This window comes from Microvirga sp. TS319 (genome assembly GCF_041276405.1).
In the GTDB taxonomy this organism is placed as follows: domain Bacteria; phylum Pseudomonadota; class Alphaproteobacteria; order Rhizobiales; family Beijerinckiaceae; genus Microvirga.
Window position 1 is genome coordinate 657134 of the sequence record NZ_JBGGGT010000002.1, and the last position, 17896, is coordinate 675029.

At 64.1% G+C, this 17896-nt stretch carries 17 protein-coding genes and 1 tRNA gene; 12 read left to right on the plus strand and 6 right to left on the minus strand.

The genetic code is table 11. From position 1 onward, the window contains the following. Nucleotides 1-90 (minus strand) — tRNA-Ser (locus tag AB8841_RS12425). Nucleotides 91-307: 217 nt separating this feature from the next. Here AB8841_RS12425 and AB8841_RS12430 point away from each other — a divergent pair. Both AB8841_RS12430 and msrA read left to right on the plus strand, forming a co-directional pair. After that, complete coding sequence (locus tag AB8841_RS12430) at nt 308-607, plus strand: PetM family of cytochrome b6f complex subunit 7 (protein WP_370436154.1); 300 nt, start codon at nt 308-310, stop codon at nt 605-607. An 87-nt stretch (nt 608-694) separates the two neighbouring features. Beyond that, nucleotides 695-1354, plus strand: a complete 660-nt coding sequence (gene msrA / locus AB8841_RS12435) for a peptide-methionine (S)-S-oxide reductase MsrA (protein ID WP_370436155.1) — start codon at nt 695-697, stop codon at nt 1352-1354. A 43-nt stretch (nt 1355-1397) separates the two neighbouring features. Here msrA and mepA read toward each other — a convergent pair whose 3' ends face one another. Continuing rightward, entirely contained in the window at nt 1398-2324 is a 927-nt protein-coding gene (gene mepA, locus AB8841_RS12440) for a penicillin-insensitive murein endopeptidase (RefSeq protein WP_370436156.1), read from the minus strand. A gap of 154 nt (nt 2325-2478) precedes the next feature. Further along, nucleotides 2479-3651 (minus strand): SDR family oxidoreductase, encoded by a 1173-nt coding sequence (locus AB8841_RS12445; RefSeq protein WP_370436157.1) that lies wholly within the window; start codon nt 3649-3651, stop codon nt 2479-2481. A gap of 483 nt (nt 3652-4134) precedes the next feature. On the opposite strand from AB8841_RS12445, the gene AB8841_RS12450 reads away from it, so the two are divergent. The 6 genes from AB8841_RS12450 (at nt 4135) to AB8841_RS12475 (ending at nt 9485) form a co-directional block, all read left to right on the plus strand. Beyond that, on the plus strand, nt 4135-4545 hold the full coding sequence (locus AB8841_RS12450; protein ID WP_370436158.1) for a PRC-barrel domain-containing protein: 411 nt from the start codon (nt 4135-4137) through the stop codon (nt 4543-4545). A gap of 120 nt (nt 4546-4665) precedes the next feature. Next, complete coding sequence (locus tag AB8841_RS12455) at nt 4666-5475, plus strand: hypothetical protein (protein ID WP_370436159.1); 810 nt, start codon at nt 4666-4668, stop codon at nt 5473-5475. Nucleotides 5476-5990: 515 nt separating this feature from the next. After that, the gene (locus tag AB8841_RS12460; protein ID WP_370436160.1) at nt 5991-6857 is read left to right on the plus strand and encodes a DMT family transporter; all 867 of its coding nucleotides are present in this window, start codon (nt 5991-5993) and stop codon (nt 6855-6857) included. Next, a complete protein-coding gene (locus AB8841_RS12465; protein ID WP_370436161.1) occupies nt 6854-7945 on the plus strand; it encodes an ATP-dependent RecD-like DNA helicase in 1092 nt (363 codons plus the stop codon). Before AB8841_RS12460 ends, AB8841_RS12465 begins: the two co-directional genes overlap by 4 nt. 94 nt (nt 7946-8039) lie before the next feature. Further along, nucleotides 8040-8213, plus strand: a complete 174-nt coding sequence (locus AB8841_RS12470; RefSeq protein WP_370436162.1) for a DUF1328 domain-containing protein — start codon at nt 8040-8042, stop codon at nt 8211-8213. 183 nt (nt 8214-8396) lie between these two features. Then, a complete protein-coding gene (locus tag AB8841_RS12475; RefSeq protein WP_370436163.1) occupies nt 8397-9485 on the plus strand; it encodes a TRAP transporter substrate-binding protein in 1089 nt (362 codons plus the stop codon). 68 nt (nt 9486-9553) lie between these two features. Here AB8841_RS12475 and AB8841_RS12480 read toward each other — a convergent pair whose 3' ends face one another. After that, the gene (locus AB8841_RS12480; RefSeq protein WP_370436164.1) at nt 9554-10387 is read right to left on the minus strand and encodes a lytic transglycosylase domain-containing protein; all 834 of its coding nucleotides are present in this window, start codon (nt 10385-10387) and stop codon (nt 9554-9556) included. A 138-nt stretch (nt 10388-10525) separates the two neighbouring features. Between AB8841_RS12480 and AB8841_RS12485 the strand changes: the two genes are divergently transcribed. From AB8841_RS12485 to AB8841_RS12500, 4 genes are all read left to right on the plus strand, one after another. Next, complete coding sequence (locus AB8841_RS12485) at nt 10526-11182, plus strand: hypothetical protein (RefSeq protein WP_370436165.1); 657 nt, start codon at nt 10526-10528, stop codon at nt 11180-11182. 299 nt (nt 11183-11481) lie between these two features. After that, on the plus strand, nt 11482-12837 hold the full coding sequence (locus AB8841_RS12490; RefSeq protein ID WP_370436166.1) for a sensor histidine kinase: 1356 nt from the start codon (nt 11482-11484) through the stop codon (nt 12835-12837). Then, the gene (gene arsC, locus AB8841_RS12495; RefSeq protein ID WP_370436167.1) at nt 12828-13253 is read left to right on the plus strand and encodes an arsenate reductase (glutaredoxin); all 426 of its coding nucleotides are present in this window, start codon (nt 12828-12830) and stop codon (nt 13251-13253) included. Before AB8841_RS12490 ends, arsC begins: the two co-directional genes overlap by 10 nt. A gap of 70 nt (nt 13254-13323) precedes the next feature. Then, nucleotides 13324-14103 (plus strand): SDR family oxidoreductase, encoded by a 780-nt coding sequence (locus AB8841_RS12500; RefSeq protein ID WP_370439257.1) that lies wholly within the window; start codon nt 13324-13326, stop codon nt 14101-14103. An 11-nt stretch (nt 14104-14114) separates the two neighbouring features. Here the strand turns inward: AB8841_RS12500 and AB8841_RS12505 are convergent, their stop codons facing one another. After that, entirely contained in the window at nt 14115-15365 is a 1251-nt protein-coding gene (locus AB8841_RS12505; RefSeq protein WP_370436168.1) for an MFS transporter, read from the minus strand. A 248-nt stretch (nt 15366-15613) separates the two neighbouring features. After that, the gene (gene lepA / locus AB8841_RS12510) at nt 15614-17419 is read right to left on the minus strand and encodes a translation elongation factor 4 (protein ID WP_370436169.1); all 1806 of its coding nucleotides are present in this window, start codon (nt 17417-17419) and stop codon (nt 15614-15616) included. Nucleotides 17420-17896 lie beyond the last annotated feature (477 nt).

Genomic DNA, 17896 nt, shown 5'->3' on the forward strand with positions numbered 1-17896 from the left:
TGGCGGAGGGAGCGGGATTCGAACCCGCGATACGGTTTCCCGTATACACACTTTCCAGGCGTGCGCCTTCAACCACTCGGCCACCCCTCCGACGTGGAACTCTCCCGAAGGCGAAACCTTGTTCGCACCCTGTGCGAACCGGCGAGTTCCCTGCATCTCTGCGGAGCGCTCCTGTAGCTCCAAAACGGTCCCGATGGCAAGACCGAAGTGAAGAAAGTTTCTGCGGGGTGACTTTGCGGCACCTAAAAAACGCTCTAGATAGTTCCCTCTGTTTAGGGGGGCTCTTGTGAAATTCCTGGCGCGTAGTGTGGGGCTTCTATTGGTCGCGGCCGGTTTCATCGGCTTGGTGATCGATGGAACGCGATCCATCGTCAATCACACGATCTCCTTCGTCTCCATCTCGAGCGCTGCGGGAACCCTGTTCCCGGACGGGGCGGCAGGCTTCGAGGGGCAGGTGGCGGCGCGCACCTATCCGTGGCTGTGGGATCCCTTCGTGAGCCAGCTGCTCCAGCTTCCCGCCTCGGTCACAGGCTTTGTCGTCGGCGTTCTGCTCCTCTGGCTCGGCCAGAAGCCGCTCGAGCCGATCGGACATTTCGCGGGCCGCTGATACGGGTTCGCGGCAGGGTGAGGGACCAAGCCCCTCGCGCCGGGGCTAGGGAAGGCCTACATAAGGCGGGTCACAGGAGAGGTCTCCATGTTCCGCTTCCGCAAACCCCTCGATCTTCCCACGCGCGAAGAGGCCTTGCCGGGCCGCGCCACTGAGATTCCCACCGCCGAAACCCATTTCATCAACGGCCATCCCCTGAAGCCGCCCTATCCCGAGGGAATGCAGAAGGCGCTGTTCGGGCTCGGCTGCTTCTGGGGCGCCGAGCGCAAATTCTGGCAGATGGGAGACGGCATCTGGGTGACGGCCGCGGGCTATTCCGCCGGCATCACACCCAATCCCACCTATGAGGAAGTGTGCACCGGCATGACCGGGCACAACGAGGTGGTGCTCGTCGTCTTCGATCCCAAGAAGACGTCCTACGAGGCGCTTCTGAAGTCCTTCTGGGAGAACCACGATCCGACCCAGGGCATGCGCCAGGGCAACGATGTGGGCACGCAGTACCGCTCGGGGATCTACGTCTTCGACGATGCCCAGCGCAGGGCCGCCGAAGCCTCGAAGGCGGCCTATGCGGAGGCCCTTGCGGAGCGCGGCTACGGCCCCCCCACCACCGAGATCCTGGATGCCGGGCCATTCTACTTCGCCGAGGATTATCACCAGCAGTATCTGGCGAAGAACCCGAACGGCTATTGCGGCCTTGGCGGCACCGGCGTGTCCTGCCAGATCGGGACCGGCGTCGCGGCCGAATAGGGCGCAAGCCCGGACAAGGAGGGCGAGCGCCTCCGGGCGCCCGTCAGGGCGCCGCAAGGACGCGGCGGCATTCCTCGGGGAGCTGCGCCATCGTCAAGGGCGGGCGCGGCTTGCCGGGCTTCGGGTGCAGCATCTCCGGCGTGAACCAGGCGGCGAGATCCGCCCCGCACCCGTCGCCGCTCGGCGGCGGATCCTGATCGGAGCAGGCGGCGTCTCCCGCCGGGCAGGCGATCCGGATGTGGAAATGGTAGTTGTGGCCCCATGTGGGACGCACTTTTCTCAGCCAGCCTCGGTCCTCTCCGGCCTCGCGGCACAGCGCTTTCTTGATGGCCGGGTTCACGAAGACGCGCGCGACGTCCTTCTCCTTCGCGGCCGCGCGGATGAGGGCCGTGTGCTGCGGCGTCCAGGTCGCCGGATCCACGTCGAGCCAGTCGCCGCGCACGACATTGGTGGCGGACATCTCCTCCCGCTCGACCCGCGACAGGCGGCGATCGGGCATGGGGGTGAGCCACACATCCGCATCGAGACCGATCTGGTGGGAGGCGTGGCCCGTGATCATCGGCCCGCCGCGCGGCTGTGACATGTCGCCGACGAGAAGGCCGGGCCATCCGTTGACGTCGGGCATGCGCGCAGAGAGGCGCTGCAGAAGTGCGACGAGCCGCGGATGACCCCAGTTGCGGTTGCGGGACAGGCGCATCACCTGCCAGGTCTCCCCATCGACCGGGAGCGCAGCGGCCCCGGCCATGCAGCCGCGCGCATAGCTGCCGATGGACTCGGATTGAAGAGAGGCCGGGACCGTGCTGCGCCCGAACAGTTCCTTGGCGGCGAGCTTCGGATCGCTGGGGTTGGCGAGCGGCGGCAGCGGCTTCGGGGACAGCGTGCCCTTGTCCTGGGCGAAGGCACTGTGAGCGAGGCCTGAGGCCCCGAGGACGAGGGCCGCCGTGAAGGCGAGAGAGCGAATCGGGTTCATGCGGGGAGGCTAGCGCATCATGGTGGGAAAATGGATGTGGCTTCGTCGCGACCGATGCACCACGGGACGCGCCCCTTGATGCGCCTCTCCCGCAATTACCGGTCTTATGCCGGTGATTGCGGTTGATTGAAGCGCCGCGCTTTCGCTGCCGGGATCAGTGACGCGGCTGCGGCCGGCCTTCGCCAAGAGCGCGCTGACTGATATGGCCGGGCCCCAGGGTGCGCTTGTCGTGACCGTTGCCGGTGCGCCGCATGGTTGGCTGGTAGCGCGGCATCGGCCGCTTGGCGCGTGGCGCGCGGCGCGCGCGCCCCGCGAAAGGCGCGAAAGGCGCAAGCACGAGACCTGCCACCGCCGCGCCGATGCCGGCCAGAACGGCCGCTGTCGCGAAGGGGTGGAGCTGCGCTTCGAGCAGCAGGCTCGTCTTGCGCGGCTCGCCGGGCAGGGACGAATACATGTCGCCGTCCTCGCGGGCGCGATAAAGGTTATCGCGCATCTGACGGCGCTCGGGTTGGTTGGTGGTCTGGGAGCCGTAGCCCGTCACCTCCATCGCCTTATCGAGCAGGCGCGGTGCGACCTTGCCCATGGCGCCGATCATCCAGCCGCCGAAGCCGATGGTGAGTTCGCGCCGCTGGTGCTCGGACGCGAAGACGATCGCCTTGGCGACCAGGTGAGGGTCGTATGTCGGAGGGGGAACGGCCGTCTCCTTGTCGAGATAGTTGCGGGCATGCTCCACGTAAGGCGTGTCGATGGAGGAGGGCTTGATGAGGGTCACCGCAATCGGCGCACCCTGATCCTCCAACTCCATGCGCAGCCCGTCGGTGAAGGCCTTCACGGCATGTTTCGACGCCGAGTATGGGGTCTGCAGGATCATGGTGCGCTCGGACAGGACGCTGCCGACATTGATGATGGTGCCGCCGCGATTGCGCAGGTGCTCCGCCGCGATCAGCGAGCCGTTGACCACGCCCCAGTAATTCACCTCGAAGAGCTGCCGCTGATCGTCCAGAGGGATCTTGTCGACGGTGCCGTAGAGAGCGACTGCCGCGTCGTTCACCCAGGTGTCGAACCCGCCGAACGTGTCGATCGCAGTGCTGGCGATCCGTTCGAGATCCTCGCGCTTGCTCACATCCGCCGGCACCGCGACGGCGCGGGTGCCGTTGCGGCCGAGTTCATCGGCGACCTTGCGCAGGGCCTCCTCGTTGCGGGCTGCCAGCACGAGGCCCTTGGCGCCGCGCGATGCAAAGTGGTGCGCTGTCGCGAGGCCGATGCCGCTGGACGCGCCCGTGATGACGATCACTTGCTCCTCGACCGGCTTCTGGCGAACGGGCATGGCGATCTCCTTCGTTGTCCCGGGCAAAGCGAAGGTCAACGTGAGGGTCTTGGCGCGGTTCCTATGGCAGCGCTTGAGGAAACAGGCGTTCACGGATGCGGAAAGCGGTGGCCGGTCACGGTTCATTCCCGCCGTGATCATCGTTCATGCCGCCATGAGGGACAGGAGCTCTGACGTCATTCCCGTCATCGCCGCGCAGGCGGGGGGCCGTCAGCACGACCTGCGGAGGATGAGCACAACGATCCTTCGCAGTCCCATTCTGCACCGTCAGCGATGATGGATCCCGAACTCCGCTGCGCGACCACGGGATGACAGGGGTGCGTCAGATGTGGGTGGTCGTGACGAGCGCGGCCGTGACGAGAGAGTGGCTCAAAGCCTTGCGGTGCTTGGAAAAGCGCTTTCGAAAGGCTCAATGCCGCCAACCGGAACGGCTTCTGTGCGGGAGCGTTGCCTTTAGACTTTACCGATGAAGGGAGCGAAAGAATGGAGACGACGGTACAAAGCAGTGATGTCCGCGAAACCCATAACCTGATCGCCAGCGACAAGGTGGAGGGGACCCCGGTACGCCGCTCGGATGGCGAGAAGATCGGGACGATCGAGCGCGTGATGATCGAGAAGCGGTCCGGCAAGGTCGCCTATGCCGTCATGAGCTTCGGCGGCTTCATGGGGCTGGGCGAGGAGTACTACACGCTGCCCTGGAGTGTTCTGAAATACAACGTCGAGCTCGACGCCTATGAGCTCAATCTGTCGGAAGATCAGCTGCGCGGGGCTCCGCGCCGGACGGCCGAGGGGCATGATGCTTCCTACGACCGGGAGTGGGAGGAACACGTCCACCGCTACTACAATGCCACGCCCTATTGGGGCGACAGCGATCCCATGAGCACCGGGCGCTGAGTTCGAGATTGAGCTTCCCATAAGAAAAATCGCCCGGCTTTCACCGGGCGATTTTTATGCCTCTGCGTCGGGCGGCGAGGAGACCCCTCTCCCGACGCATGGGGCTGTTTGGCTTAGCGCTTGCGGGCCTTCGAAGGGCTCTTGCGGGCGCTGGTCGAACGCTTGGCCACCTTGCCGGACTTCTTCGTCGCGGAGGTGCGGCTGGACGCGGCGGCTGCGCGCTTCGTCGTCTTGGGGGCGGCCTTCTTGGCAGAAGACTTCGCCGTGCTGCGAGCCGTGGACTTCGCGGTGCCGCGGGCCGTGGACTTTGCCGTGCCGCGGGTAGCGGACTTGCGAGCCGGAGCCGAACGGGCCGTCGAGGCGCGAGCGGTGGTCTTGCGAGCGGTGGTCTTGCGAGCCGTGGACGTGCGAGCGGCCGACTTCTTGGCGGCCGACTTGGGAGCCGACTTCGCAGCGGTCTTCTTCGCAGCGGTCTTCGTCGCGGTGGACTTCTTGGCCGCCGTCTTCTTGGCCGCAGACTTCACGGCCGACTTGGCCGAAGTCCTCTTAGCCGCGGTCTTCTTGGCAGCGGTCTTCGTGGCAGAAGACTTCGCAGCCGACCTCGTCGAGGTCTTCTTGGCTGCCGTCTTCTTGGCAGCGCCCGTCGTGCCGGCCTTCTTCGTGCTCTTGCGAGCCGACGAGGTGCTGGCCTTCTTCGCGCTGGTCTTGGAGCCTTTCTTGGCTCCGCTTCTTTTCGTGGTGCTGGTCGCACCGGTGTCACCCGTGAACAACGCTGTCAGCGGGTTCTTGTTGTCTGTCGGCATAGCCGCCTCCTTCAAGGGCCTTCGCGTGCAACCGTCACGCTTGCAAGGCAACGTCGTTATACCAAGCGGGTTCCGAATAACGGAAAGTGTAGAAAGTAGAATCCGTACTTTTTCTGTGGATACTTAGGTCGCGCGAACACCCTGAACTTGCGCGCCCAGGAGGCGATAGAAGGCGTGCGATCCGACATGAAGCGTCTCTTCTTTCGACTCTTCAAGATCACTTCGGATCTAACAGACTAGTTTTCATCGCTACTTTAAATGCTAGTTAAATCAATTACTTAAAGGTGCGATGGTCGGCATCTTCGCGCCTCCGCGGCATCGTCCGCGCAAGCGGAACGATTCTTCTCGAAGACGTGCGAGGGTCGCATCGGCGAGCTGTCGTGACGCCGTTTCTCGAGGGTGAAAATTTTTTCGGCGGACGGCGCAAAAATGTGCATCGCAGAGGTGACGAAGATGCGCGTCGATGCGTCATGTGCGCAGAGAATCACCTCGCGCTCGCCCTAACGTTGGGAGAGGACGCGGAAGCCATCGGCGCAATTCATGCGCGGCGCAGACGCGGCAACCTGACTCCCACCCGACCCTTCACGCGGTGCGCGAGGCGCGGTAAGCGAGAGAGCATCCTTCAGCTCTCCGTGGTTCGCCTTGTCTCATCGTCATCTCATTGCCGTCATCGCCTGGATGACCGGCGCACTCCTCGCCTTCTCCGCAACGGCCGTCGCGGTTCGCGCGCTCGCGCCGGACTTCTCGGTTTTCGAGATGCTGGCGGTCCGCAACCTCGCGGGCGTCGCGATCCTGCTCGCCCTCGCAGGAATCAAACCGGAGCTGAGGCACGGCCTCAAACCGCGCCGCTTTCCACTTCATCTCGCGCGCAACGTCCTGCATTTCGCGGGGACCGACGGATGGACTTTCAGCCTCACGCTTCTGCCGCTGGCGACCGTCTTCGCGCTCGAGTTCACGTCGCCCGCTTGGGTCGCGCTGCTGGCGATCCCGCTGCTTCAGGAGCGAATGACCTTGGGGCGTTTCGTGGCCGTGATCCTGGGTTTCGCCGGTGTTCTCGTCATCCTACGCCCCGGTCTGGAAACCTTGCAGCCGGCCAGTTTTCTGATGCTGGGCGTCGCCTTCTCGTTCGCGCTCGTCGCCATCATGACGAAGCGCCTGACCCGAACCGAGAGCACCTTCTCGATCCTCTTCTTCATGAACCTTCTGCAACTGCCCATGAACCTCGCGGGAGTCGGCCGCGCCTTCTGGCTCGCGGTCACGCCTGCTCATATCCTGCCGCTCGTCGGCATCTGCCTGGGTGGTCTCCTGTCGCATTACTGCCTGACCAACGCCTATCGCCGCGGGGATGCGAGCATGGTCGTGCCTCTCGACTTCATGCGTATTCCCCTGATCGCCTTCGTCGGTTGGCAGCTCTATGGTGAGCCGCTCGATCCTTATGTGTTTCTCGGCAGCGCCTGCATCATCGTCGGCCTGCTCTACAATCTGAACCGCGAGGCGAAATCGTCATGACCTGGTCGCCCCAGCAGGATGCCGCTTTGAAGGCCGTCGCCGATTGGCTGCGGCGGGGCGATCGCCCCGTGTTCCGTCTCTTCGGTTATGCGGGCACCGGCAAGACGACGCTTGCGCGTCACGTCGCCGAGGGCGTCGACGGAGAGGTGACCTTCGGCGCCTATACGGGCAAGGCGGCGCTCGTGCTGCGCAACAAGGGCTGCGCCGATGCCTCCACCATCCATTCCATGATCTATCGCTCGCGGGAGGGAGATGAGAACGGGCCGCAATTCGTCATCAACCGCCAGAGCCAGGCCGCCAAATCCGACCTCATCGTGATCGACGAATGCTCCATGGTCGACGAGGAATTGGGGCGCGATCTTCTGTCCTTCGGCAAGCCGGTCCTCGTACTCGGCGATCCGGCGCAATTGCCGCCCGTGAAGGGCGGGGGCTTCTTCACGGAAGCCGAGCCGGACGTGATGCTGACGGAGGTGCACCGCCAGGCCACGGACAACCCCATCGTCCACCTGTCCATGAAGGTGCGGGAAGGCGGCAGGCTCGAACCCGGGACCTATGGCGCGAGCCGCATCATCCGCCGTCGCGAGATCGATGCCGACACGGTCATGGCGGCCGATCAGGTGCTCGTGGGTCTCAACAAGACGCGCCGTCTCTACAACACGCGTCTGCGCGAGCTGAACGGCTATCGCGATCCGATGCCGGCCGCAGGCGAGAAGCTCGTATGCCTGCGCAACGACAAGACCAAGGGCCTGCTCAACGGCGGCACGTGGAGCATCCACGCCCTGCGCGGCATCCGCAACGACTTCATCCGCATGGACGTGGTGTCCGACGACGATGCGCGCCGCAGATCCGTGGAGGTGGCCGTTCACAAGGCCTTCTTCGAAGGGACCGAGGAGGAGGTGCCGTTTCCCCTGAGACGGGAATCCGATGAGTTCACCTACGGCTACGCGCTGACCGTCCACAAGGCTCAGGGCTCGCAATGGGACGACCTCGTGCTCTTCGACGAATCCTATGCCTTCCGGGAGCATCGCAGCCGGTGGCTCTACACGGGCCTGACCCGCGCCGCCGACAAGGTGACCGTCGTGATGTGAGGCAAGCCCGGGTGCGGATCCGGACTCAAAGGGAACCCGCACCAAGCTGAGCGCTTATATGTCAAGCTGAACCGTAAACGACGAGGCTTCGACGATGCTGAAATGGGCGCTGATCTTCCTTGTGGTGTCTCTGATCGCCGGAGCATTGGGCTTTACGGGCGTTGCCTCCGGAGCCAAGACGATCGCCAAGATCCTGTTCGGCCTTTTCCTTCTCGTCTTCATCATCCTCCTGCTTCTGGCCTGGAGCGCGGGACAGCTTATCCTTTAAGCTAAGGACGGCGCTCCGCGCAGGGAGCATATGCGCCGAGCGCATGAGGCCCTTGCTTCCAAAGCAGTACTTTCCGCTCGTCGGGGCCTTATGAGAGTGTCTCCTTTTTTACATTTCGTTGTGCCGGGTTGAAACTTTATGTCTCGCTGGCGCACTGAAATCTTCTTTCGTGAAAGAGACGCCATGAAACGCCGTGCATTCCTCCAGGCAGCCGCCATCGGCGCGGCTGCCGGAACCATCGCCAAACCGGCTATCGCGCAATCGGCTCCCGAGATCCGCTGGCGCATGACCTCCGCCTTCCCCAAATCTCTCGACACGCTGTTCGGCGGCGGCGAGACCTTCGCAAAGCTCGTGGCCGAGGCGACGGACGGCAAGTTCCAGATCCAGCCCTTCGCGCCCGGCGAGATCGTCGGTGCTCCGCAGGCGGCCGATGCGATCGCGGCGGGCACGGTCGAGATGGGCCACACCTGCTCCTACTATTACGTCGGCAAGGACCCGACCTTCGCGATCGGCACCAATCTGCCCTTCGGACTGAACTCCCGTCAGACCAATGCCTGGCTCTATCACGGCGGCGGCAACGACCTGCTCAACGAGTTCTATGCGAAGCATAATCTCTACGCTCTGCCGGCCGGCAATACCGGTGCCCAAATGGGCGGCTGGTTCCGCAAGGAGATCAAGACCGTCGAGGACCTCAAGGGCCTCAAGATGCGCATCGCAGGGCTCGCCGGCCAGATCGTGGCGAAGCTCGGCGTCATTCCGCAGCAGATCGCGGGCGGCGACCTCTACCCGTCGCTCGAGCGCGGCACCATCGACGCGGCCGAGTGGGTGGCGCCCTACGACGACGACAAGCTCGGTCTGAACAAGGTCGCGCCGTTCTACTACTATCCGGGCTTCTGGGAAGGCGGACCGGCGATCCATATGTTCATCAACCTGCAGAAGTGGAAGGAGCTGCCGAAGCCCTACCAGGCCGCCATCCAGGCCGCCGCGGGCTACGTGAACGTGGACACGCAGGCCAAGTACGACGCCAAGAATCCGGCGGGCCTGCGCAACCTCATCGGCAACGGCGCGCAGCTTCGTCCGTTCTCGCAGGAGATCATGGAAGCCGCCTACAAGGCCGCCAACGAGATCTATGACGATATTTCGGCCAAGAACCCGGACTTCAAGAAGATCTACGAGAGCTACAAGGCTTTCCGCGGCGAGGAATATCTCTGGTTCCAGGTGGCCGAATACGCCTACGACACCTTCATGATCCGCGCCCGCGCCCGGGGCTGATCGCGAGCCTCATCCGTGAGGACGAAAGGGCGGGCCGCCGGTGCCCGCCCTTTCTTTTTGGGGAGGGCTCACTGCCCCTGGAAGGCGGACGTGTCTCCGCCCGCGAGCTTGGTGGCGTAATAGGCAATAGTCTGCGAGTAGACTTGCGACTTGTTCCAGGCGCGAATGGCTTCGAAATTCGGTGTGCCCGGCGACCAGTCGCCGCCTCTCGCCCAGCCGTGCGCCTTCAGGTAGTTCGCTGTCGAGGCCAGCACATCGGCAGGGCTGTGGAGCAGGTCGGCGCGTCCGTCGCCGTCGAAATCGACGGCGTACTTCACGTAGTTCGAGGGCATGAACTGCGTCTGTCCCATCTCGCCCGCCCAGGCGCCCCGCATCTCGTCGGGCGTCAGATCGCCCCGGTCGACGATGCGCAAGGCATCGAAGAGATGCGCCTGGAAGAATTCCGAGCGGCGGCAATCGTAGGCCAGAGTCGCGACGGAACGGATGACGGGGAGCTTGCCCTTCACCGCGCCGAAATCGGTTTCCAATCCCCAGATCGCGATGAGGACGGGCGCCGGCACGCCATAACGCTGTTCGATCCGCGAGAGCGTGCCCGCATGTCTCTTCAACATGGCGGCGCCGCCTTTCAGGCGGGCAGGAGACACCATGCGCCCGGCAAACTGTGCAAAACTCTGCTTGAACACACCCTGACCACGATCCCGGTTGATGATGCTTTGATCGAATGTCACACCCGATAGGCCTTGCCTGACCGCTTGGGGCGAGATGCCTCGCGCGACCGCTTCCTGCTGGATGTCGCCGAGCCACTTCTCGAAACCTGCGGGATCGCGGCAGGTGGCCGCGAAAGCCTGCCCTGCTGCAAGAAGAAGGGTTGCAATGACAGAGACGCGCGCCAAAGCCCTCATGTGCTCTCTCCCAGATTCGTTCGGTTCCTGAGCGAGGTAGGGCCATTGGCGGGCAACTCAAGGCCACGGCTCGACAGGCAACCTGCGCAGTTCTCAGGCGTTGCTATCTGCAGGACGAAGTTTGAGGATCATCGGGATATGGGCAAGAAGCTTGCGCTGCTTTCCGGAGCCGCAGTTCTGGCGGTGCTCTCCGGGATTCCGGACGCGTATGCCGCAAAGACCCGCGTCGAGACCTCTGCTCATCCAGCGGATGAGATCCAGGTGCGGTTCGATCCTCAGGCGCGTCAGACCCGCGTGGCCGGCTCCGTCGGTTCGGACCAGTGTTTCGCGTTCGCATTGCCGCAGGAATGGCATTCCATGACGGGAGGATTGGACACGCGCCTGAAATCGACTCTGTCCGATGCGGAACTGCAGGTGAGCCTTCGTTCCTCGCATGAGCTCCGGGGCCTGCCGCAGCCGGATCTGACGAGCCGCGATGCGGCGCTGCTGCAGCAGGATTATGAGAATCTCCTCGGGCGTCCCGCGCAATCGGTATCCCTGGCTTCCCTGTCTCCGGGAGCGAGCCGGTGGTCCGCGACTTGGATCGATGCCAATCTTCCGGGCGGTCCCATGACCGTCGAAGCGTTCATCGTTCCCCTGTCGGAGGACTGGGTGCTCGAACTTTCCTTTTCCCACCTCAACGCCGAGGGAGAATACAATGCCCTCTCGCGGAGCCTGCTGACCGGCCTGAGCGTGCATGAAGGAGGGCGATGCGCCGGCCATGCGGCCTTCCGAACGGACCGGGCGACCGAATGAGAACCGGCCTTCGTGGAAAAGACCGGAAAGACGACGGGCGGCGTCCGTAGGAACGCATTTTCCGCTTGTGCTCCTGCACGCCAGCGCATCGTGCGGATCCGGCGGTCCGCGCGAGCGAAAAGTGGACCCGGTTTTCGCTGACGCGGCCCTCCGGGTCCGCTCGCAACGATGCGCCGTTTGCGCCGTTTAAGGAGTGGAGCATCGGATTGGATCCCAAAAGTGGGTCCACTTTTGGGTCCGATGCTCTATGGTGAAGCCTCCCTTTCTCCTCTCATTCTCCTCCCGTAAAAGCTCGTTTCTTGCTCACTCGCTATACAAAGCTCGTCCCGGCCAATTCTCCGCTTGCGATGGGGATCGCGGTCGGGTGCGTCGCCGCAGCGACGGGTGTGCGCCTTGCCCTGTCGGCGGTCATCGGCCCCACGGCTCCCTTCATCACCATGTTCCCGGCCGTTCTGATGGCAACGGTCGTCGGAGGGCTCGGGCCGGGGCTGCTGGCCATCGCCTTGAGCATCGCGGTGGCCTGGTTCTTCTTCTTTCCCCCGGGTTTGGGCTTCGGTTCATTTTCGGCGCCCGACGTGACGAGCGTCCTTTTCTTCACCTTGGGAGCCCTGCTGATGGTTCTCGTGGCCACGGCCATGCGGCGCGCAGTCCGGCGGCTCGAGGAGGCTCAAGAGAAGTTGCTGGCGGCCTTGGACGCTTCGAGCACGGGCACGTGGCGCTGGGATATCCAGAAGGATGTCGTCGAATGGGATCCGGCGATGGTCAATGTGTTCGGCCTCCCGATCCGGAAGATGCCGCGGAACGTGGAGGAGTTTTCCGCTCTCATTCACCCCGACGATCGCGCCTATGCGAATAGTGTGATCGCGGAGGCCGTCAAGGATGGGCGGACCATCGAATACGAGTTCCGCGCCAAGCTCCCCGGCGGCGAGGAGCGATGGATCTACGATCGCAGCCGCGTCATCTACGATACTGAGGGAACGCCGCTCTACATGATCGGCGCCTGTCTGGACATCACCGGGCGCAAGCGGGCCGAAGAGCGCCAGTCGCTTTTGATCCACGAGCTCAATCACCGGGTCAAGAACACGCTGGCGACAGTCCAATCCCTTGCGGTCCAGACCATACGCAGCAGCCCCGATCCGGAAGCGTTCCGGTCCAATTTCATGGCGCGCCTGATGGCGCTTTCCGCCACTCATGATCTGCTGACCCGGACCTATTGGGAGAGTGCCTCGCTCCGCGAGGTGCTCGAGGTCGAATTGCGGCCACACGGAGGAATCGACCATCGCCGCATCACGGTGCGGGGAGAGCCCGTGAAGCTCAGGCCTCAACAGGCTCTCAGCCTCGGCATGGCTTTCCATGAACTGGCGACCAACGCCACGAAATATGGTGCTCTCTCGTCGCCCGACGGAAACCTCACGATTGCCTGGCGCGTCGAAACTCCTGACGCTGGTTCACGGCGGCTCCTCATCGACTGGCGGGAGCAGGGTGGGCCTCCCGTGACGAAGCCCAAGCGCCAAGGCTTCGGAACGCGGCTCATCGATCGCAGCATCGCGCACGAACTCGGCGGCTGCGTCGAAGCGAATTATGCGCCGACCGGCCTCGAATGCCGGATCGGTCTTCCTTTGGCGGATTCATCAGGAGACGGATCATGGACGTGATCATCTATCACAATCCTCAATGCAGCACCTCCCGCAACACGTTGGGCCTGATCCGCAATGCCGGCATCGAGCCCCACATCATCGAGTACCTGAAGACGCCCCCGACGCGTCTCCTCCTGCGGCAGCTCATTGCCCGAATGGGCGCGAGCGTGCGCGACATCGTCCGCGAAAAGGAAGCGCCCTTTCACGACCTCGGTCTCGGCGATCCCTCCGTCACCGACGACGAATTGCTCGATGCGATGATCGCGCATCCCATTCTGATCAATCGCCCCATCGTCGTGACGCCGATGGGCGTGCGCCTCTGCCGTCCTTCCGAGCTTGCTCTCGATATTCTGCCGCCGCAGCTCGGCGAGTTCCGCAAGGAAGACGGGGAACTCGTGGTCGACGCGTCCGGACGGCGCGCCGGGACAGCCTGAGGATCGAGGAACAAGCCGCTTCTCCCCCGGTTCAGCCTGTGACGGTTCGATCATGGAAGGAGACATCGGCATGGAGCTTCAGGGCAAGGTTGCGCTCGTGACAGGCGCAGGATCCGGCATCGGCAAGGCGACGGCCCTGCGTTTTGCGCGAGAGGGCGCGATGGTGGGGGTGCTGAGCCATACGGAGAGCGAGATCCGCGAGACGGCGGAGGAGATCGTCCGCGCCGGCGGAAAAGCCATTCCGCTCGTGGCGGATGTGGCGGACGAAGCCCAGATGAGGGTCGCCGTGACGGGCCTGATCGAGACCTTCGGCCGGCTCGACATCGTCTTCGCCAATGCGGGCATCAACGGCATGTGGGCGCCCATCGACGAATTGCAGCCGGAGGAATGGGACCGCACCATCAACACGAATCTGCGCGGAACCTACCTGACGCTCCATTATGCCGTTCCGCATCTGAAGCGGGCCGGCGGTTCGATCGTCATCACGGCGTCCATCAACGGCTCGCGCACCTTCACGAGCGCAGGGGCCACCGCCTATTCGGCCACCAAGGCCGCGCAAGTGGCGATGGCCCAGATGCTGGCGGTCGAACTGGCCAAGCACAGGATCCGGGTCAACGTGGTCTGCCCGGGCAGGATCGATACCGAGATCCAGGACAACACCCAGCGGCGGAATACCGAGGAGGCCAAGGTGCCGGCCGAATATCCCGAAGGCCCGATTCCGCTCACGGGAAGCGAGGCGGGGACAAGCGAGGAAGTGGCCGAGCTCGTGCTCTTTCTCGCCTCCGACCGCGCCCGGCACATCACGGGAACGCCGGTCTGGATCGACGGCGGGCAGTCGCTGGTGGTATGACCGCGCCTTTCTCAGCGCGCGCTCTCGTGGGCCGGCAGCAGCGCCGTGCCCACGGGAATCGCAGGTTCCGGAACGAAGTCTTCCTTGTCCTCGTCGGCCGGGGCAGGGCGCTGCAGGCTTCGATAGGCCCCCCAGAGGGCCATCAGGGCCTGGGCCACGATGACGACGTAGGGAAGTCCGAGCCTCCCGAACTGCGACATGGCCATGCCCGCGATGATCGGTCCCGATGCGGCGCCCAATCCTTGAAGAATGAGAAGGCCGCCTGAGGCCGAGACGAATTCGCCCGGCTTGACCATGTCGTTCACGTGCGCGGCGACGATGCTGTAGGTGGGAATGACGCTGCCGCCGAAGATCGCCCCATAGATGAAGAGCAGCCAAACGTCCACGTCCTCCGGCACGAAATGGACGAGCGCCGCCAGAATCGTCGCCGCCATCGCCGATGCACCGATGATGACGTAGCGCCGGTCCATGCGGTCGGAGAGCCAGCCGAGCGGCCAGGTGGTCAGGAAGCCGCCGAGCGTTCCGCAGGCCATGAAGACGGCGATCTCCGTCGTGCTCAGTCCCCGTTGCTGAGCCCAGACGGGGCCGAGAGCGAAAAACGAACTCGTCGTCATGCCGCAGAGAACGGCTCCGACGACGCCGAAGGGGGATTGGCGGTAGAGACGCCTCAGGTCGATCGAGACCTCCCCGATCGCATGCGCGGGAGCGCTTGCGCGAGAAAGGGCCATGGGCACCAAGGCGAGAGAGATGAGAATGGCGGCGAAACAGAACAATCTGAAGCCGGCGGGATCGCTCGTCGGCAGGAGCATCTGTCCGCCGATTCCCGCGATCAGGCCCGTCATGCCATAGAGGCCGAGGATCTGGCCCCGGTTCCGAGGCGTCGCGGCGGCGTTGAGCCAGCTCTCCACGACGATGAACAATCCCGCGAAACAGAAGCCGGTGAGCCCCCTTGCCGCAATCCAGACCATCGGCGTGATCACCAGAAGATGCAGCAGGGCGACGGACGAGGCGACGGCCGCAAGAGCCGCGAAGGTGCGGGCATGCCCGACCTGCTTGATCACCCGGCCGGCCCAGAGGGAGCCGATCACGATGCCGACCCAGAATGCGGCGCCGACGGCGCCGATCTGCGTCGGCGAGAAATGCTCGAGGCTCCCGCGCACGCTCAGCAAGGTGCCTTGCAGCGTGTTGCCGATCTGCATGAGGGCGTAACCGAACAGGAGCGCGAAGAGGGTCGGAAGCGTGTTCCGCAGTGAAGAAGGCATGACTCTCCCTAGTCGGGGCCTGGTGGTCCCGCGCACGGTTTGCGAACGGCCTCAAGCCCCCGACCGACGTGCCAAAGCCCGGCGTCGAGAGACCCCGTGCTGCGGACAAGGAAGGTTGACGGCTTTAAGCCCTGTGCGGGAGTTGAACTCTGCCCGTGGTGCGAGGTTCCGAGGGTTATTCGCCACAGCAAAAGGCCCGGCTTGGGATCAAGCCGGGCCTTTCGGGAAGACGTACGCTTTGCGGGACCTCAGGAATCCATCTTCAGCGCGGCGATGAAGGCTTCCTGCGGGATGTCGACCTTGCCGTACTGGCGCATCCGCTTCTTGCCTTCTTTCTGCTTGTCGAGAAGCTTGCGCTTGCGGCTGGCGTCGCCGCCGTAGCACTTGGCGGTCACGTCCTTGCGGAGCGCCCGGATGGTTTCGCGCGCGATGATCTTGCCGCCGATGGCCGCCTGCACGGGGATCTGGAACATATGCGGCGGGATCAGTTCCTTGAGCTTCTCGCACATGGCGCGTCCGCGGCCCTCGGCGCGGGTGCGGTGCACCAGCATCGAGAGCGCATCCACCGGCTCTCCGTTCACCAGCACCGACATCTTCACGAGATCACCCTCGCGATAGTCGGAGATGTGGTAGTCGAACGAGGCGTAACCCTTCGAGACCGACTTCAGGCGGTCGTAGAAATCGAACACCACCTCGTTGAGCGGCAGGTCGTAGACCACCATGGCGCGCTTGCCGACATAGTTGAGGTCGATCTGCACGCCGCGGCGGTCCTGGCAGAGCTTGAGCACGGAGCCGAGGTAATCATCCGGCGTGAGGATCGTGGCGCGGATCCACGGCTCCTCGATGGTCTCGATCTGCATCACGTCGGGCATGTCGGCCGGGTTGTGCAGCTCCTTCAACGTGCCGTCGGTCATGCGCAGGTGATAGACCACGGACGGTGCGGTGGAGATGAGGTCGAGATTGAACTCGCGCTCCAGGCGCTCCTGGATGATTTCGAGATGCAGAAGTCCCAGGAAGCCGCAGCGGAAGCCGAAGCCGAGGGCCGCCGAGGTCTCCATCTCGTAGGTGAAGCTCGCGTCGTTCAGGCGCAGCTTGCCCATGGCGGCGCGCAGGTTCTCAAAGTCGGCCGCGTCCACGGGAAAGAGGCCGCAGAACACCACCGGCTGCACGGGCTTGAAGCCGGGAAGCGCTTCCGCCGTGGGCTTGCGGTCGTCGGTGATGGTGTCGCCGACGCGGGTATCGGCCACTTCCTTGATCGAGGCGGTCAGGAACCCGACCTCGCCGGGGCCGAGCACGTCCACATCGGTCATCTTGGGCCGGAACACGCCGACTTTGTCGATGCCGTAGGTGGCTCCGGTTCCCATCATCTTGATGGCCTGCCCCTTCTTCAGCGTGCCGTCGATGATGCGCACGAGCACGACCACGCCGAGATAGGCATCGTACCAGGAATCGACGAGCATCGCCTTCAGGGGCGCTTCCTTGTCGCCCTTGGGCGGCGGCAGCTTCTGAACGATGGCCTCCAGCACGCCCTCGATGTTCAGTCCGGTCTTCGCCGAGATCGGAACCGCGTCCGAGGCGTCGATGCCGATCACCTCCTCGATCTGCTCCTTGATCCGGTCCGGATCGGCAGCGGGCAAATCGATCTTGTTGAGGACGGGCACGATGTCGTGATTGGCGTCGATGGCCTGGTAGACGTTGGCGAGCGTCTGGGCCTCGACGCCCTGGGAGGCGTCGACCACCAGAAGGGAGCCCTCGCAGGCGGCGAGCGAGCGGGACACCTCGTAGGCGAAGTCCACGTGGCCGGGGGTGTCCATGAGGTTCAGGATATAGGTCTGGCCGTCCTGCGCCTTGTATTCCAGGCGGACGGTCTGCGCCTTGATGGTGATGCCGCGCTCGCGCTCGATGTCCATGTTGTCGAGCACCTGCTCCGTCATCTCACGGGCGGTAAGCGCCCCCGTGGCCTGGATCAGGCGGTCGGCCAAGGTCGACTTGCCGTGGTCGATATGCGCCACGATGGAGAAATTCCGGATATTGTCGAACGTACGTACGGTCATCGCTAAACTCGGGCGGGCAGGAAACCCCGCTGGCCGGGCAATAGCAGCCCGGCCCCATAATGCCAAGGGAAGGCGATGACGCGCCGATATTTTGGCCGCTCGCCTCATTCGGGGCCACGATCTCAGCCGGAATATCGTGGTGAGAGACCTTCGGCACAACCCGGCCGAGACAGGAATGCCCGTTCCGTCACGGAGAAGCGGGAGCCATGACTGCCGATGCCGCAATGTCTCGCCGACACGATGGCGAGGTTCTGTTCGAGGCTGATATGGGGGCGCAAGGGGCGTGGGGTCTGGAGGGGAGGAGAGGCTTACGCCGACAGCAGCGCACGGGGATGGGGCCGTTCATGAGCGACGCCTTGAATCCGAGGCTGGGTCAGTTCCCGGACGCGTTCCGCGGGATCTTTGCCGCGGGATCCTTGCCCTGGATCGGACCAAGGCACGACAAGGCTCAGGGGCTCTTGTCGTGCCTTGGAGCAA

Bases quoted from the DNA above. Each gene is read 5' to 3' on its own strand.
- mepA (WP_370436156.1), bottom strand. From the start codon at position 2,324: ATGAACCCGATTCGCTCTCTCGCCTTCACGGCGGCCCTCGTCCTCGGG.
- AB8841_RS12475 (WP_370436163.1), top strand. From the start codon at position 8,397: ATGAAACGCCGTGCATTCCTCCAGGCAGCCGCCATCGGCGCGGCTGCC.
- msrA (WP_370436155.1), top strand. From the start codon at position 695: ATGTTCCGCTTCCGCAAACCCCTCGATCTTCCCACGCGCGAAGAGGCC.
- AB8841_RS12505 (WP_370436168.1), bottom strand. From the start codon at position 15,365: ATGCCTTCTTCACTGCGGAACACGCTTCCGACCCTCTTCGCGCTCCTG.
- lepA (WP_370436169.1), bottom strand. From the start codon at position 17,419: ATGACCGTACGTACGTTCGACAATATCCGGAATTTCTCCATCGTGGCG.
- AB8841_RS12500 (WP_370439257.1), top strand. From the start codon at position 13,324: ATGGAGCTTCAGGGCAAGGTTGCGCTCGTGACAGGCGCAGGATCCGGC.
- AB8841_RS12445 (WP_370436157.1), bottom strand. From the start codon at position 3,651: ATGCCCGTTCGCCAGAAGCCGGTCGAGGAGCAAGTGATCGTCATCACG.
- AB8841_RS12485 (WP_370436165.1), top strand. From the start codon at position 10,526: ATGGGCAAGAAGCTTGCGCTGCTTTCCGGAGCCGCAGTTCTGGCGGTG.
- AB8841_RS12470 (WP_370436162.1), top strand. From the start codon at position 8,040: ATGCTGAAATGGGCGCTGATCTTCCTTGTGGTGTCTCTGATCGCCGGA.
- arsC (WP_370436167.1), top strand. From the start codon at position 12,828: ATGGACGTGATCATCTATCACAATCCTCAATGCAGCACCTCCCGCAAC.
- AB8841_RS12450 (WP_370436158.1), top strand. From the start codon at position 4,135: ATGGAGACGACGGTACAAAGCAGTGATGTCCGCGAAACCCATAACCTG.
- AB8841_RS12465 (WP_370436161.1), top strand. From the start codon at position 6,854: ATGACCTGGTCGCCCCAGCAGGATGCCGCTTTGAAGGCCGTCGCCGAT.
- AB8841_RS12480 (WP_370436164.1), bottom strand. From the start codon at position 10,387: ATGAGGGCTTTGGCGCGCGTCTCTGTCATTGCAACCCTTCTTCTTGCA.